The sequence below is a fragment of the Nitrospirota bacterium genome (assembly GCA_016214845.1).
Taxonomy (GTDB): Bacteria; Nitrospirota; Thermodesulfovibrionia; order UBA6902; family UBA6902; genus SURF-23.
In genome coordinates this window covers 1-16,128 of the sequence record JACRMS010000005.1, presented here as the reverse complement: position 1 = coordinate 16,128, position 16,128 = coordinate 1, and the positions used below count along the sequence as shown (strand labels likewise).

Below are 16,128 nucleotides of genomic sequence, written 5' to 3'. Positions count from 1 at the left end.
TGTATAATCCCGGCTCGCTACTCCGCACATTTCTTTGTCCGGTTTTTGAAAATTTGACAGGGCGGAGAGCTATAGCGGATAATACCCTGACCGGATAATTAAAAAATGAAAATACTCATCGTTGACGACAGCGACGAAGCAAGGGTAGTCCTCAGGAATATTCTCTGCTCTGCGGAGTGCGCTGTGGAAGAGGCCTCAAACGGCATTGAGGCCCTGAAGTCAGCGAGGCAGTCACCGCCTGACATGTTTATATCCGCTATCAACATGTCTGAAATGGACGGGTTCAGCCTCTGCCAGGAGGTCAGGAAAGACGAACATCTCAGCAAGGTCCCTTTTGTCTTTTATGCTGGTCCAAACACATCCCCTGAAGATGAGAAACTGGCAATGGCCCTCGGCGCATCCCGTTTTATAATCAAACCGCTTGGATCTGATGAATTACTGAAAAGCATAAAAGATGTTATACAGGAATTCAAAGTGCCGGATACGCGTTTCAAAGAAGTCAGTGATGAAAACCTCGCGATAAAGCTTGACCAGGAATTAAAAGAACTTGTGATAAGACACAGGGCACTGCTCGAAGAGAAGGCCGGACTACAGGAGTCCGTGGAAAAGTTAAGACAGGGTGAAGAACTGTATCGCCTGCTGTTTCATAACACCCCCATAGGGGTGTTCCATTACGACAGAGAACTGTTCATCACCGATTGCAATGACCGCTTTATCGATATCCTCCAGTCAAGCCGCGAAAAACTCATAGGGTTTGATATGAAGAAGCTGAAGGACCAGAGCGTGCTTCCGGCAATCTGGAAGGCGATAGATGGAATTGAAGGACACTATGAAGGCTTTTACCGCGCCACAAACGGCCCTGCCGAAATCTGGGTGTCCATGCGGACTGCCCCTCTCTTTGATTCCCTGGGAAATGTCAAAGGCGGCGTTGGGATAGTCGAGGACATCACCGGGCGCAAAGAGATGGAGGAATCCCTTCAAAAGAGCGAAGGGAGGTACCGCATGCTCTTTGAACATGCCAATGACGCCATATATTTGATCGATCCTGAGACGGCGCAGATCATAGACTGCAACAATAAAGCCGCGGAGATGGACGGGTATACGGATGAAGAGCTGAAAAAAATGAAGATCACCGCGCTTCACCCTGAGGATGAACTTGACTTAGTCATGGAGAGATTGAAAGAAATCTCGCAGTCAGGCCCTGTTTCAAACATTTCAGGACTGCACCATATCAGAAAAGACGGCGTCCCTGTGCTTATTGAAGTCAATGCGACGATGCTTGAGCTCGGCGGGAAGCTGTTTAACCTCAGCATTGTCAGAGACATCTCCGAGCGGAAGATGCTCGAAGACCAGCTTATTCATGCCCAGAAGATGGAGGCGGTAGGCCAGCTTGCCGGGGGGATCGCGCATGACTTCAACAACATGCTCACCGCGATCATAGGCTACGGTAATCTTTTAAAAATGAAATTGCAGGACAATAATCAGCATTCGCACATTATTGACCAGATACTCGGCATAACGGAACGGGGGGCCAGCCTTGTCAGCAACCTCCTTGCCTTCAGCAGAAAGCAGGCCGTCTCTCTCAGGCCTGTCAATCTCAATAAAATCATAGAAGACGCGGTAAGATTTCTGCCGAAGCTGACAGGCGAAGGCATTGATATAAAGATGGACCTTGCAGGCAGGGATTTGATAATCATGGCCGACAGCGTTCAGATAGAACAGGCCCTTATGAATCTCGCCTCAAATGCGCGCGACGCAATGCCCGGAGGCGGGGTCTTGTCTATAAGGACTGTATGCGTTGAACACGACAGCGAGTTTATCAGGACCCGCAAGAATGCAAGGCCTGGCGCATACGCGCTTCTTTCAGTAAGCGACAGCGGCACAGGTATGGATGAGACGACAAAAGGAAAGATGTTCGAGCCTTTCTTTACAACCAAGGAAGTTGGAAAGGGCACGGGGCTCGGTCTTTCCATGGTTTACGGCATTGTAAAACAGCACGGCGGTTACATTGACGTTCACAGCGAATTGAGGAACGGCTCAACATTTAAAATATATCTGCCGATAATAAAAGACAGGCCCGGCGAAAAGGAGCGCGCTGAGGGGTCTTTCCCGTCCGGCGGCAAAGAGACGATACTGCTTGCCGAAGACGAACATGAAGTCAGAAAGACCCTGAAGATCATCCTTGGGGAATTCGGATATAAGGTCATTGAGGCGGCGGACGGGGCCGATGCCGTTAAAAAATTCATGGACAATCGTGATAAGGTCCAATTGCTCCTGTTCGACGTGATGATGCCGAAAAAGAACGGCATAGAGGCCTTTGAAGAAATAAAAAATATGGCGCCTGATATGAAGGTCATTTTTACAAGCGGCTATTCCGCAAAAGTAGCGGTCGAGGGAAGGGGATTGTTGCATTTTGTCCCGAAACCGGTCCAGCCGAATGATCTTATGAGAAAGATAAGAGAGGTGCTTGACGCATGAATTCCGACGAAAAAAAATACATCCTCGTTGTTGATGATGACAAGTATGTGCTCGGGTCTATTTCCAAACTGCTCCTGGCGCATGGCTACAACATCAAGCCCTGCATGAGCGGCGAAGATGCCATGAGGTGCTTCATTGAAAACAATGTCCGCCTAATACTGACTGATATTAAGATGCCGGGCATGTCGGGGATAGATCTTCTCGGCAGGGTGCATGACATTAATCCAAAGATGCCTGTAATCCTGATGACCGGCTATGCCGAGCTGGAGACGGCCATCGGCGCTATAAAGAGAGGGGCGTTTGATTTTATAACGAAGCCTTACTCCCCGGAGTATATTATCCACACAATAGAGAAGGCCATGAGGTATACCGGGCTTCTTGAGCTGGAAGAGGATTATAAACAAAGGCTTGAGGACACCGTAAGGAAGCAGACACAGCAGATTTACAATTTAAGCCGGGAGGTAATAAAGCGTCTGACAACAGTTGCGGAATTCAGGGACACAGGCACAGGCGCTCATGTATCAAGAATAGGGCTTTATGCAAACAAAATAGCCGAGTCGCTGAACATGCCCCTGGAGTTCATCGACGCTATAACCTATGCAAGCTCGCTCCATGACCTGGGAAAAATAGGCATCCCGGACAATATACTTTTAAAGCCCGGCCCTTTTACCCCTGAGGAGTTTGAAATTATGAAGGCGCATACAACTATGGGACACAATATCCTTAACGGTTCTTCACATCCTGCAATACAGATGGGGGCCTCCATCGCGCTCAATCACCATGAAAGATGGGACGGCACGGGCTATCCCAGGAAACTGAAAGGGGAAACGATACCGCTTGAAGGCCGGATAGTCATGATCTGCGACCAGTACGACGCGTTGATGAGCAAAAGGCCGTACAAGCCTCCCTTCCTTCATGAAGAAACAATGGAGATAATAATCAGCGGGGACGGAAGGACAAGGCCCGAACACTTCGACCCCGATGTCTTAAATGCCTTTAAAGAACTGTCCCCGACATTCAAAGAGATATTTGAAACACATCCTGATTGATAAAAATTAAATCGAACACTTTAGTTGTCATTCCCGCAGTCAGTAAGCGGGGAATCCAGACACTTCGGGCATGACGACTAATTTGACCCTAATTCCTCAACTGCAAATCTTCTGTTATTCATCCCCATCTCTTGAACAAATTATGGCCGACGCCTGCGGTGTCGAGGACCTTTCCCACTACAAAATCCACCATGTCGTCAATGTCCTTCGGCTTGTGATAAAAGGCCGGGATGGGCGGGGCGATTGTTACTCCGAGGCGGGCGAGCTTAAGCATGTTCTCAAGATGAATTGCGCTGAAAGGCATCTCCCTCGGCGCAAGTATCAGCCTTCTTCCTTCCTTCAACATGACGTCCGCGGTCCTTTCGATCAAGTTGTTGGCGTAGCCGTTTGCGATCCCTGAAAGCGTCTTCATGGAACACGGCACGACAAACATCCCGTCCGTCGGAAAAGACCCGCTCGACACGGGGGCCGCAAGATTGTGTTCGCTGTGGTATCTGACATTTTTGGAGGCGAAGTGTTTCTGTATCTTCTTAACAGTTTCAGATTCCGTCCTGCCTGACAGGTCAATGCCTGTCTCCATCCTGATGATTGAAAAGGATTGCTGGGAGATGCAGAGATGGACAAGGATTTTGGATCTGAGCAGTTCCTCCACAAGCCTGACGCCGTAGACAGACCCGCTCGCCCCCGAAATTGCGACAACAAAGGATTTCATTTGTACATTTTAACACATGACAGGGAAACAGATTGGAAAATTACTACCTGTCCTTTCGGACAGGTGACAGCAGATTTAAAGAAGTGGTAAATTAACCTATCCAAAATTTCAAAAAACTTTTTTTGGGGGGACAACATGAAGGGAAAAATATTAGTTTTATTGTCGTGTCTTTTATTTGCTGTTTTTACATTTTATGCTCCGGCAGAGGCTGGCAGTTTTTCAGCTGAACTTGGCGAAGATGGCATAGTGACTCTTTCAGGGTCGGAAGGTTTTGAGTGCGTGCCGGAGGGCGTTAATGCTGGATCATGGGCAAATATATGGCTTAATTTCGAAGCGTTCGATTTTGCAAGCTCTGCATCAAACACGATTACAATTGATAAGCAATATAATTTCTCCTGTAGAAAACCGGGGCGATATACATTTTCGGTTTTATACAGCGGTTATAACTGGTCGGTAGATCTTTACGGTACGAGGGCATGCAAGTATATATTTGATTCTTCGAAGTTGGAAAGTACCATACATCTTCCTTTAGGCAGAGAAATTGAGATAAAAGTACAAGATGATATGGGGGATATATTAAATGACTATGTCAAGAGAGGTAGGAAAATAATCATTAGCTATAATTTTACTTATTCCAATGATCTGGAAAATTATAACAGGACCCTTTCAGTTGCCGTAGACAATCAAACAATCTATAGTGAGGGCAATCATCCCCTGAGCGGCTCAATTGAAATTCCATATGATTTTTCCAATAAAAAAGGATTCGTATTATTAAAGGTCTATACATGGTGTGTGAGTGCAGGCAGCATCCATGAAAAACTTGTCTATATCGAACCCGAGGATTCTTGCCCGGTGAATGTCGGCAAGCCTGTCAGCGTGGCAAGCGGCAATGTCTACGCGAGCGAGACTGATTTCACTCTCAAGGGCAAAATGCCTATATCATTCACAAGGTATTATGACAGCGCTGAAACAACAATGAGGGGATTTGGACAGGGATGGGGGCATACATTTGACACGAGGGCAATCAAGTTCCCGAACAGCGCCGGAAACACCTATAAGGTCATCAACCCTGACGGCTCCGATGTTTATTATATAGACAACGATGGAGACGGTGTTTACGATGTTGAGTTTCCAAAGGGAGAAAAAAGCCGGCTTTTAAAAAATACTGACAACACTTTTGTGAGAGAATTTTTTGACGGCAGCAAGGAAGAATTCAACGCATCCGGTTATCTCACTTCCGTAATAGACAGGAACGGGAACAGGATAACCTTAACACGTGGAACAAACAATAAACTTACACAGATAACAGACCCTTACGGCAGGACAATTACTGTTTCCTATAACCCTTCATCAAGTACGAAAATAACATCGATTACACTTCCTGACGGAAATACGATAAATTATGCTTATGGCACATATCTTAACAAGGTTACCTATCCTGACAACAGTTATAGAGATTACGAATATGTGTTTAAAACAGGCGCGGGCTGGAGATTGTCAGGAATAAAAAATGAAAATGGTCTCTACATAGAGAAGCATGATTACGATGCACAAGGCAGGGCTACTACTTCATCTTCGGATGGGACAAATGAAAAGCTGACGATCAATTATCTCAGCGATACGCAGTCGATTGTAACTGACTCCTTAGGAAGTGTGACGACATACACGATTGATAAGACCCTCGGCGTAAGCCATCCGACTAACATCTCAGGGCCGGGATGCAAGGAGTGCGGGCAGGGCGATACATCCAGGACATATGACAATAACCGCAATGTCACATCGACAACAGACGCAAACGCCAATGTCACGACCATGACTTATGACGCAAACGGCAATATGCTTACAAAGACAGAGGCATACGGGACGGTTGATGATAGAACTACTACTTACACTTATAACAGCCTCGGTCAAGTGTTGACTGAGATGGACGATGACGGAATAATTACAGGCTATTCATATGATACTTCCGGCAACATGCTTACAAAGACAGAGGCTCATGGGACTACTGATGAAAGAACGACTGCTTATACTTATAATGCATACGGGCAAGTACTGACAACAACAGACCCGAATGGAAGGACAACGACAAATACCTACGACCAGTACGGTAATCTTGCCTCTGTCACCAATGCGTTGAACCAGACAATCACCTATACATATGACATCATAGGCAATCTCCTTTCAGTAACAGACGCCAATGGAAATACAACGGTCTATGAATACGATTTACGAGACAGGTTAATAAGAGAGACAAAACCCGATGGAGGAGTGATCAATTATGAATACGACGCAGCCGGTAACAGGACGGCTGTAACGGATGCTGACGGACACAGGACGATATTTACCTATGACACTATCAATAGGTTAACCAGGACAACAGACGCTGCGGGAAGCTCGACCAATTACACATACGACGCCGAAGGCAACATGACGTCAATGATTATCAGGGACGATTTAAACAATATAATCACATTAGAGAGTTATACATACGACGGCCATAACAGGCTGACGAGGACTACACATGCAGATGGCACAAACACAGAGCAAGGTCATGATGCGCTGGGAAATGTCCTCACGAAGAGAGACGAGAATGGAAATGTTACGACCAACGCGTATGACGCTTTGAACAGGCTGGTTTCAGTCACAGACACGAACAGCGGGGTTACTTCATACACTTATGACAAGAGAAATAACCTGACATCAATAACCGACGCCAATGGAAATGTAACGACTTATACCTATGACAACCTCAACCGTCTTATCTCAAACACAAGCCCGGATACGGGTACGACAACTTACACATTTGATGCCAGCGGCAACATGATTACAAAGACAGACGCAAACGGGACAGCAACGACTTATGCTTACGATGCTCTCAACCGCCAGACGGCAACACAGTTCCCGGATTCAATACAGAACATTGCTTATACTTATGACAATTGTCTTAACGGCAAAGGCAGGCTCTGTATGATGACCGATCCATCGGGAACCACATGGTATGACTATGATAAAATGGGCAGGGTGACAAAAGAGACCAGGAAAGTTAACAACATAATCTATCGAACAGAATACACATATGATCTGAATGGTAATGTTTTGACAATCACATATCCCGGTGGACGAATGATAACTTATACTTACAACCAGCTAAACAAAGTTGTCTCAATTGCCGAAACATATCTTGGAGTGACAAGGACATTGGTAAGCAATATCAGTTATCAGCCGTTCGGAGACATTGTTTCTATGATGTATGGTAATGGCATAGTGACAACAAAGGCGTACGACAACCGCAACCTGTTGAACAGCTTGAGCATTGGAATGCTGAAGCAGTTTTCGTACAGTAGAGATAGCAACGGAAACATCACAGCTATTACAGATGTTCTGAATCCCTCACAGAGTAAGGCCTACACGTATGATCCTCTCAACAGGCTGGCTAATGCAGCCGGTTCATGGGGAAGTCTGAATTATTCATATGACGGAGTTGGCAATCGTCAAACTGAGACGACGAGTACGGGCTCGAGTTCTTATAGTTATACCGCAAATAAACTCACATCTGTTCTTGGAGAAAAAACGTTTAACTTCAGTTATGACAATAACGGCAGCACAGTTTCCGAGAATAGCAGACAGTTCATTTACAACCAGAACCAGAGACTGACACGGGTCACTGACACCGGGGCTGTTTTGGCAGAGTATATTTATAACAGCAAGGGCCAGAGGATAAAAAAATGCGCTGGTAACGTAACACCATGCACTGTTTATCATTATGACCGGGACGGTTTGCTGATAGCCGAAACAACAGACACCGGCATAATCACAAGCGAATACGTATATCTCAACGGACAGCCTTTGGCAAAAATAGAGGGAACAATCTCAGGCGCTGCTTACAACTCCCCTGATCCCATGTATCCACTATTCAGGGCGTCCTTGTCAGTGAATATAAAAACATCATCACTATTAACGGGTGTCCTCAAGTATTATTACACTCTCAAAAGACTTTCTCTTGCCAGCACATCAATAACAGGATTATCATTTGCGGGAAACATTGTGACAGTCACAGGAGTGGGAACAACATCAAAGATAACAGGCAGAGTGAGCGAAGCAATTTCAGGATGCACTTTTACTGCAAGAATAACCGACGGCAGTCCTGATGCAATGGCGATAGAGATACGCAAGCCTGACGGAACACTTTACTACAGCGCAGTCCCAAAAACCGTAGCCAGCGGGAATTATAACGTTGACGGCAACAACATCTATTACTACCACAACGACCACCTTGGCACGCCGGTGGTGATGACTGATAGCTCTGGAAGTACTGTTTGGCAGGGAGAATTCAAGCCGTTCGGAGAGCCATTATCTATCAGTGGTTCAGTCACAAACAATCTCAGATTCCCTGGGCAGTATTATGATTCAGAGACGGGATTGCACCAGAATTGGCACAGAGATTATATGCCGGAAGTAGGGCGATATGTAGAAAGCGATCCGATCTTGCAGCCGATGATTTCAAAACCGATAAAATCAAGTTGTTCTAAATCAACTGTAACATGGCGCGTGCCTATGCTTTTACGTAATCCTCAAGATTTACTTCCGTATCTTTACACGAAAGGGAATCCCGTCATCTTTACAGACCTGACTGGACTTGTTTGTGGTTCAGGCTGGTCCGAGATATTTCCTGATAAATGGCCCACATATAATTTTACGGGATGTTGTCAGACCCATGACGACTGTTACGGATGTAAAGGGAAAGCACAAGGTCTATCTAAGGCTGCGTGTGATCAAGATTTTTGTTCTTGCTCACTGGAGGAATGTGAACGCCTGGATGGTGATTCAAGAAGGAGCTGTGAGGGAAACGCCAAAGCATATTGTTGGGCTGTAAGAAGATTTGGTAATACGGCGTTCGATAAGGCCAGGAAATGTTGCAAATAGGCATAAATGGAAGGAACCGATCGCGAGTTCGGATAATTATATATATCTTAATTTCTGCTGGGGGTATACTCCACACAAAAACAGCTTTTATTGAATCCTCAGAAGTAGACTTAACGTCGATCTACTTATTAATTTGGAGTGTAGTTCCTTATGTACTAATATTCATTTTTCGTAAGCCATTATATGGCTCCCTTTGTGCTGCAATAATAGTATTCGCTTTCGACTTATGGGTGCATTTAGAAGTATTTGTATTCCCGAAATCATCTACCGCTGCTATAGACCTGTTAATCGTGCCACTCTGGAATCTAATCTTAATAATACCTTTGTCGTACTTTATTGGTTCACTGATTGGAAAAAGAATTGAGAAGAAGCCTAAAGGGGATATAGGCTAAGCGGATTAACCTTTGCTCGATACAGATTAAGGGAATAGGGACACATCCCATATTATTTGAATAGTTGAATAGGAAATCAGGGATGTGTCCCTATTTCTTCCGAGGCAAAGATTGGAAAAAGTGTGCTTGTAGCCGAGGTGCCAGCGGAAGCTGGTAAAACCGAGTGACAGATCAAAGGGATCATCATGAATAATTTAATGTTCTGGCAAGGGAAGAAGGTATACGGCACAATTAGTATTATATTTGCCAGTGCTGGTTTAGTGTGGTTTGTAATCTGCTTTAATGCAAAAGAAGCAAGGTGGTGGAACTCTCTGAGTTTTTTCTTGCTTATTTTCGTATCGTCAGTTTCACTAGGCATAATTGGGCGTAGGAGTATCGGAGGCATTTTGGGCATTATTGTTGGAGCTTTAGGCTTTTTACTGGTGAGCTTATTATTGTATGTTAGGTAAAGATAGAAGACATTGGGTCAGCCCTTGAAATTATAATATAAAAACTGTGATAGAAGCATTGATGTCTTGACTCAGACTGGCAGCGTTATTTAATCTATTCCATCATTAAACATCGAGGGGACACGATGGCAAGACCGTTACTGAGAGCATATGAAGGAGCACTGTATCGGGGGGATGTCCACTATTCCTTTTTATGCTTACACTCAAGCACAACCAAATTCCTCTGAGCCTTTGCAACAGGCAGGGTAACTTTGATAATGTCTTTCACGGCATCTTCTGTGTCTAATTCTTTCAACTCCTCTGTCATCTTCGGCCCCTTGCTCAGCACGAGTATTCCCCCTTCTTTTACATAGGGGCAGGCTGTGTTGAGAAACGCTTTAATGCTGAATGCGGCCCTTGAGACGATGACATCAAAGGCGCTCTTGTTCTCATCGCCGATATTTTCAAGCCTCTGTTCAAGGACATTTATTTGAGTTAAATTTAATGATCTGATCATGTGCCGCAGAAAGGAGCATTTCTTTCTTGAAGACTCAATGAGTGTGATGTCTATTTCCGGCCTCACAATTTTTATCGGTATCCCCGGAAAGCCAGCCCCGCTTCCCGCGTCCGCCAGTTTTAAATCGCCCTCAGGTATGGCCTTCAGATAGAGAAGGGAATCAAGAAAATGCTTGACGATTATGTCTTCATCGGTCCTTAACGCGGTGAGGTTGTAGGCGCTGTTCCATTTCCTGAGCTCCGAGAGGAAAGTCATGAAGGCGGTGATCTGAAGATCAGAGCAGGGAATGCCAAGCTCTTTCAAACCTTTTTTAAGCAGTTCATGTGAGGAAAAGCGGCTCATTGCACTTCTGTTCTTCCGCGCTTCCTCACTACTTTGTCCCCACATGCACGGCAACGGCACCGAGGGTCAATTTGTAATACCTGACATCCTGAAGCCCTGTCTCCCCGATTGCCTTTTTAAATTCATCCGGGCCGGGAAATTCGAGCATTGAAGACGGGAGATATTTGTAAGCTCCTTTTTTGCCGGAGATTATCTCGCCGATAAACGGCAGCACCTTTGTAATATAGAAACGGTACGGCCGCCTGAAAAATCTGTTTTGAATGCTGGTGAATTCAAGAATGACAACCTTGCCGCCGGGTTTCACGACCCTGCCCATCTCCGAAATCCCCTTTTTAAAATCCTGAACATTTCTGATGCCGAATGCGATCGTCACCCCGTCAAAGGTGTTGTCCTCAAACGGCAGCGCCGTGACATCTGCAAAGCGGACCTCGATCTTGTTCTCCAGCCCTGCCCGTTTGACCTTCTCTCTGCCAAACTCCAGCATCCCTTCGCTGAAATCTACGCCAGTGACTTTCGCGTCGGGATATTGTTTCACTATCTCAAGGGCGACATCACAGGTGCCGGTAGCCACATCAAGGAACCTTGCGTTTATAACCTTCGGCAATTGACCGACCGCGAATTTTCTCCAGTGACTGTCTATCCCCAGGCTCAGCAGCCTGTTGAGAAGGTCATAGCGCGGGGCTATTTTCGAGAACATCGTCTGTATCTTTGCAGGGTCTTTTGCGGACTTGTCTAATTGCATAGGGAATTATAAACCACGGAGGTCGCAGAGTAAAGATTGCCGGCCACAGATCAACGCAGATAGTCGCTGATAAAACAAATAATTATGGTTATTTTAACTCACGAAATAATCCGCGTTAATCTGCGCAAATCTGCGGCTGACTGCCGTTTTAGATTAATGCACAGAGCATGAGATACAGGGGTCGTAGGCACGGACTAGCATTGAGGCGAGGAGTTCGATCTCTTTGTCTTCTTTTCCCTTTACGGCAAATTCCCCGGCAAGGGCCTCAAGGTCGTGCTGGATGTTGGCGTGGTTCTGCCCGGTGGGGATCACGCAGTCGCTCCTGACGATCTTTCCCTTGTCGTCAAACTCGTAGCAGTGATATAAAATCCCGCGCGGCACTTCCACTGCCCCGACACCTATGCCGCTTCGCGGTTTTACTTCCTGCCTCGGCTCATTGAACGGCGAGCCCAGCAGTTCATCGATCAGTCTTATAGAATCCATAACAACGTGGACGCTTTCAACGAGCTGCGCGATGTTGTTCATGAACGGATTATGGTTTACGGGAACAAGATCAAATCTCCTGGCAACATCTTTTGCAACAGGATGAAGGAATTCAAAATTATTGTTCAGCCTGGCAAGCGCGCCTACCGCAAACGACTTTCTTGAAAGACGGCACCACTTGGCTGTTGACTGCGGCACCATGTATTCATTAGTCATTTTTTTATAGTCCTGCTCCCTCATCTGCACGCCGTCGCTTGATACAACGTCACCGCCTATGAAGGGATAACTGTCTTTGCCTTTCAGAGAAACGAATTCCGTCTCTCTTGCAAAAGCAGGCAGCTTCAAACCGCTGAACAGGTCCGCAAGCAACAGGAGATCGTTAACGATTGACTTGAGGCGTTCGCTGAAAACAGAGAGTTCTTCCTTTGTTGGCAGTTTAGTAAATCCGCCCACCACTGTCCTTGTCGGATGCATCCTGCGACCGCCTACGCAGTCACAAATATCATTGGCAAGTCCTTTGATCCTCGCGGCGCGAAGTACAACGTCCTCGTGGGATTTGATCAAAGGGAATACGCTACCCGCGTTCACAAAATCGGGCAGGGCAAGAAAACACAAATGCAGTGAATGGCTCTGGAGCGTCTCCATGTGTTTCAGGAGCAGGCGAAGTTTTGTTGTCTGCTCATCAGGGACGATCCTGAACGCATTCTCAACCGCGCGGATGCTTGCGAGCGTGTGGCCGATTGAACAGATACCGCAGATCCTGCCGGTTATCCAGGGCGCATTGTCCCAGTTCTTTCCGACGAGCATGGCTTCAAAAAAGCGCGGGGTCTCGATGACCTCCCACTGCGCCTCAAGCAGTTTGCCGTTTCGGATCTTTATATTTATATTGCCGTGTCCCTCAACTCTTGAGAGGTGTTTGACGTTTACGTTCAATGTCTTTTTCATTTGACCTTTTTAAATCCTCCGAAACAATCCAGCCTCTCCATGATCGTCTGCTCGGAGAATCCCTTTTCCTTCATAATTTTTTTCATATACTCAACATTTGCGTCTTCCGCAGGTCCCCGGCAGCCCCAGCAGCCGGCCCTGTTATTGGGGCACCACGAATCGCAGCCCGCCCTTGTGATCGGGCCGAGACACGGCTCTCCGAGGTCAAAGAGACAGATGTTCTCATTCGCCTTGCACTCCATGCAAACAGGATGCTTTGGAATTTCAATCGATTTTCCAAGCGCGACGTGAAGCACTATCTTTTCCACTTCCTCTTTTTTAATTGGACATCCGTATATCCTGAGGTCTACAGGAACGACATCCTCTACAGCCCTGACCAAACCGCTGTCTATCGGATGTTTCCCGTAAACCTGCTTTTTTACCCAGTCAAGATTTTTGAACCTGTTCTTCAGCTGGTTGACCCCGCCGAAACAGGCGCATGAACCCATGGCGACAAGTATCTTCGCGTTCTTCCTGATCTTCTTCAGGCGTTCCACCTCATCGCCTCTTGTAATGCTTCCTTCAACAAAGGCAATCTCATAATCATCGGATTTCTCCGTCATTGCCTCGCGGAAGTTCACGACCTCCACAAGCGAGAGGAAATCAAGCAATGTGGATTCGTTGTTTACCAACTGAAGCTGGCAGCCTTCGCATGAAGAGAATTCAAAAAAGCCGACCTTCGGCCGGTAAAGAGGGATCCCGAGATATGTTTTTGCTTCCGGTTCTTTTGTTTTCATTTCAAATCCCCAAAGACCATGCAGATGTTATGAAAAAATTTGTTTTTCGATACCTTGGAATTACCACACACACTTCCACCATCCAGTGAAGAAGTGGGATTGAGCAGGCATTATTAAACGGCCGAAAGAACAATTTAAAAAAATCCATCGAGTTAAACAAATTTTTGAATAATGTCTGCATGGTCTTACCTAAATAGCCTCCTTGAGGTTCATGACTGTCCAGTAATCAAAGACCGGCCCCTTGAGACAGGTGTATGTGGAGCCTACGTTGCAGCGGCAGCACTTCCCCATTCCGCAGTGCATGCGCCTTTCAAGTGAGACGAACATCTTCTGCATGGGGACGTGAAATTTGTTCAGCATATTGCAGACGAACTTGAACATTACGGGAGGACCGCAGACAATGGCGTATGTGTTGTGATAAAACTCGCTGTCCCTGCCTGTCAGTATTTTCAGCAAACTCTCGGTTATGAGTCCTACCGAGCCTTTCCATGCCGGGTCCGTTTTTTCAACGATAATATTTAAGTTAATATCGTCCTTGCTCCACACTTCGTACTGGTATTGAAACAGAAGATGCGCGGGGGATTTTGTTCCGTATATAATATTTACTTCCTTAAAATGACTCCGGTTCTCCTGGACATATGCAATTGGTGAACGCAGCGGAACAAGCCCGAGCCCGCCTGCTATCAAAAGTATATTCTGGCCGCGCATTTCCTCCATGGGAAACCCGGTGCCGAACGGGCCGCGGATCCCTACGTGTGCGCCCCTGCCGACCTTTGACAGGAAGTTTGTGAGATTGCCTGCCTTGCGGATGCACAACTCCACTTCCCCGTGGATGCTCGGCGAGGATGATATTGAAAACGGCGCCTCCCCGATCCCCGGCATTTCGAGCATCACAAATTGACCGGGGACAAATTTAAAACGCCTCCGCTCCTCAGGATCAATTATCTGAATGCGGTATATCGTCTCCATATCGGTAAGCGGGTATACGCTTGTGATCTCGGCGCGATGAGTGTATTCAAAACTTGAGAGGTCATTCTTACGCCTTTGTGTATCCGGCGGCTGAGTAGTTACGTCAGTAAATTTTAATTTCGGCTTCATTTAATCTTTCCTCCGCGGACGCTCGCAATTACCTCAGGGACATTTATACCTGCAAGGCATGCTTGTCCGCAGCGCCCGCAGCCCACGCACAGGGATTCCTCAAACGCTTCAACAAAGCCCCTGTGTTTGTGGTAGTAGCGATATTTAAGGCGGGTATGCCTTTCAGGCCTGAAATTGTGTCCGCCCGCAACCTCGGCAAAATCTATCAAATTGCATGAATAGAGAGACTTGGTCTTTCTTGCGCCCTTGAGATCGATGTTCACCGTCTCTTCAACCCCGTAGCAGTAACATGTCGGGCAGACGTTTGAACAGGTGCCGCACGCAAGACATTTATCGCCCCACTGCTTCCACACATCGGCCTGAAATTCCATATCAAGTATTTTGGCAAGGTCGGTGGTCTCTACCTGCGCGGTGAATTTTTTATTCCTCTCCGCGGTAGTCTTCATATAGAGGACGTGGTCTTTCTCTTTCGGCTCTTCTGTCTTTATGTTCTTTAAAAAATTGTACGCGGTGTCAGTGAGTATCTCAACGAAATATTTTGCGCCGAGATCGGTGATGAACATATCAAATCCATGAAGGGCGGTGTCGGACCCCATGGAGCGGCAGAAGCAGAAGGGCTGAGGCACGCAGTCAATGCCTATTATGAACATGTTCTTCCTCTTTGCCGCGTAGTAGGGCGTCGGATAAACGCTGTGCAGCAGGACCTTGTCGAGTTTATTCAACGCATTTATATCGCAGGCGTGGAGGCCGAAAAATATAAGCGGCTCCTTTGCATTGTAATCAATGGTCTTCTGCCAGTTGCCATCCTTGATCCTGAATGTGGAGAGGTCTTCCTGAAAGGGGAGGAAGTAGCGTTTAGCAGGCAGTTTTGTGGTTGTGTAGTTTAACTTGATGCTGTTAAAATCCGACACCTCTGCAAATGCGTAAACAGGATTTTTGTCCTTGTCCCTTCCGGTCTCAACCGGCCCAACAATCTTATTGTGCGCCGCGAGGATCTCAAACAGGCTTCTCAGTTCTTTTTTCTCAAATATCCTGAATATCATTTTGCACCTGATAAGAGTTTAATCCATACCGGACCGGTTTGCAATAGCTTCTTATCGTCATGTGATAGCAAAGGGATAATGGCCCTATTAACTGCAAAGGTAAAATGTCCCCTTCAAGGAGGAGAAGCCTATGAAGGGAGAAATAGTTTTGAGTCAGAAGGAAATACAAAGAGTTAAAGTCATGGAACAAGTGATGAGTG

General features: G+C 46.4%; 11 protein-coding genes. 4 read left to right on the top strand and 7 right to left on the bottom strand.

From position 1 onward, the window contains the following. The first annotated feature begins 105 nt into the window (after positions 1 to 105). Together HZB61_01215 and HZB61_01210 are read left to right on the top strand one after the other, a co-directional pair. A complete protein-coding gene (locus HZB61_01215; GenBank protein ID MBI5055223.1) occupies positions 106 to 2,478 on the top strand; it encodes a response regulator in 2,373 nt (790 codons plus the stop codon). Beyond that, positions 2,475 to 3,527, top strand: coding sequence for a response regulator (locus HZB61_01210; protein ID MBI5055222.1), 1,053 nt, complete (start codon positions 2,475 to 2,477; stop codon positions 3,525 to 3,527). Before HZB61_01215 ends, HZB61_01210 begins: the two co-directional genes overlap by 4 nt. A 118-nt stretch (positions 3,528 to 3,645) precedes the next feature. Here HZB61_01210 and HZB61_01205 read toward each other — a convergent pair whose 3' ends face one another. Beyond that, positions 3,646 to 4,239 (bottom strand): UbiX family flavin prenyltransferase, encoded by a 594-nt coding sequence (locus HZB61_01205; GenBank protein MBI5055221.1) that lies wholly within the window; start codon positions 4,237 to 4,239, stop codon positions 3,646 to 3,648. A 135-nt stretch (positions 4,240 to 4,374) separates the two neighbouring features. Between HZB61_01205 and HZB61_01200 the strand changes: the two genes are divergently transcribed. Together HZB61_01200 and HZB61_01195 are read left to right on the top strand one after the other, a co-directional pair. Continuing rightward, on the top strand, positions 4,375 to 9,162 hold the full coding sequence (locus tag HZB61_01200) for an RHS domain-containing protein (protein ID MBI5055220.1): 4,788 nt from the start codon (positions 4,375 to 4,377) through the stop codon (positions 9,160 to 9,162). A 577-nt stretch (positions 9,163 to 9,739) separates the two neighbouring features. Then, positions 9,740 to 10,003, top strand: a complete 264-nt coding sequence (locus HZB61_01195) for a hypothetical protein (GenBank protein MBI5055219.1) — start codon at positions 9,740 to 9,742, stop codon at positions 10,001 to 10,003. A gap of 181 nt (positions 10,004 to 10,184) precedes the next feature. Here the strand turns inward: HZB61_01195 and rsmG are convergent, their stop codons facing one another. The 6 genes from rsmG to HZB61_01165 form a co-directional block, all read right to left on the bottom strand. After that, a complete protein-coding gene (rsmG, locus tag HZB61_01190; GenBank protein ID MBI5055218.1) occupies positions 10,185 to 10,841 on the bottom strand; it encodes a 16S rRNA (guanine(527)-N(7))-methyltransferase RsmG in 657 nt (218 codons plus the stop codon). A gap of 28 nt (positions 10,842 to 10,869) precedes the next feature. Beyond that, on the bottom strand, positions 10,870 to 11,583 hold the full coding sequence (gene ubiE, locus HZB61_01185; GenBank protein MBI5055217.1) for a bifunctional demethylmenaquinone methyltransferase/2-methoxy-6-polyprenyl-1,4-benzoquinol methylase UbiE: 714 nt from the start codon (positions 11,581 to 11,583) through the stop codon (positions 10,870 to 10,872). A gap of 153 nt (positions 11,584 to 11,736) precedes the next feature. Further along, positions 11,737 to 13,011 (bottom strand): Ni/Fe hydrogenase subunit alpha, encoded by a 1,275-nt coding sequence (locus tag HZB61_01180; GenBank protein MBI5055216.1) that lies wholly within the window; start codon positions 13,009 to 13,011, stop codon positions 11,737 to 11,739. Continuing rightward, positions 13,008 to 13,787, bottom strand: a complete 780-nt coding sequence (locus HZB61_01175; GenBank protein ID MBI5055215.1) for an NADH:ubiquinone oxidoreductase — start codon at positions 13,785 to 13,787, stop codon at positions 13,008 to 13,010. Before HZB61_01175 ends, HZB61_01180 begins: the two co-directional genes overlap by 4 nt. A 189-nt stretch (positions 13,788 to 13,976) precedes the next feature. After that, complete coding sequence (locus HZB61_01170; protein ID MBI5055214.1) at positions 13,977 to 14,885, bottom strand: FAD/NAD(P)-binding protein; 909 nt, start codon at positions 14,883 to 14,885, stop codon at positions 13,977 to 13,979. Further along, positions 14,882 to 15,928 (bottom strand): 4Fe-4S dicluster domain-containing protein, encoded by a 1,047-nt coding sequence (locus HZB61_01165; protein ID MBI5055213.1) that lies wholly within the window; start codon positions 15,926 to 15,928, stop codon positions 14,882 to 14,884. The genes HZB61_01170 and HZB61_01165 overlap by 4 nt, the downstream gene beginning before the upstream one ends. Positions 15,929 to 16,128: the final 200 nt, after the last annotated feature.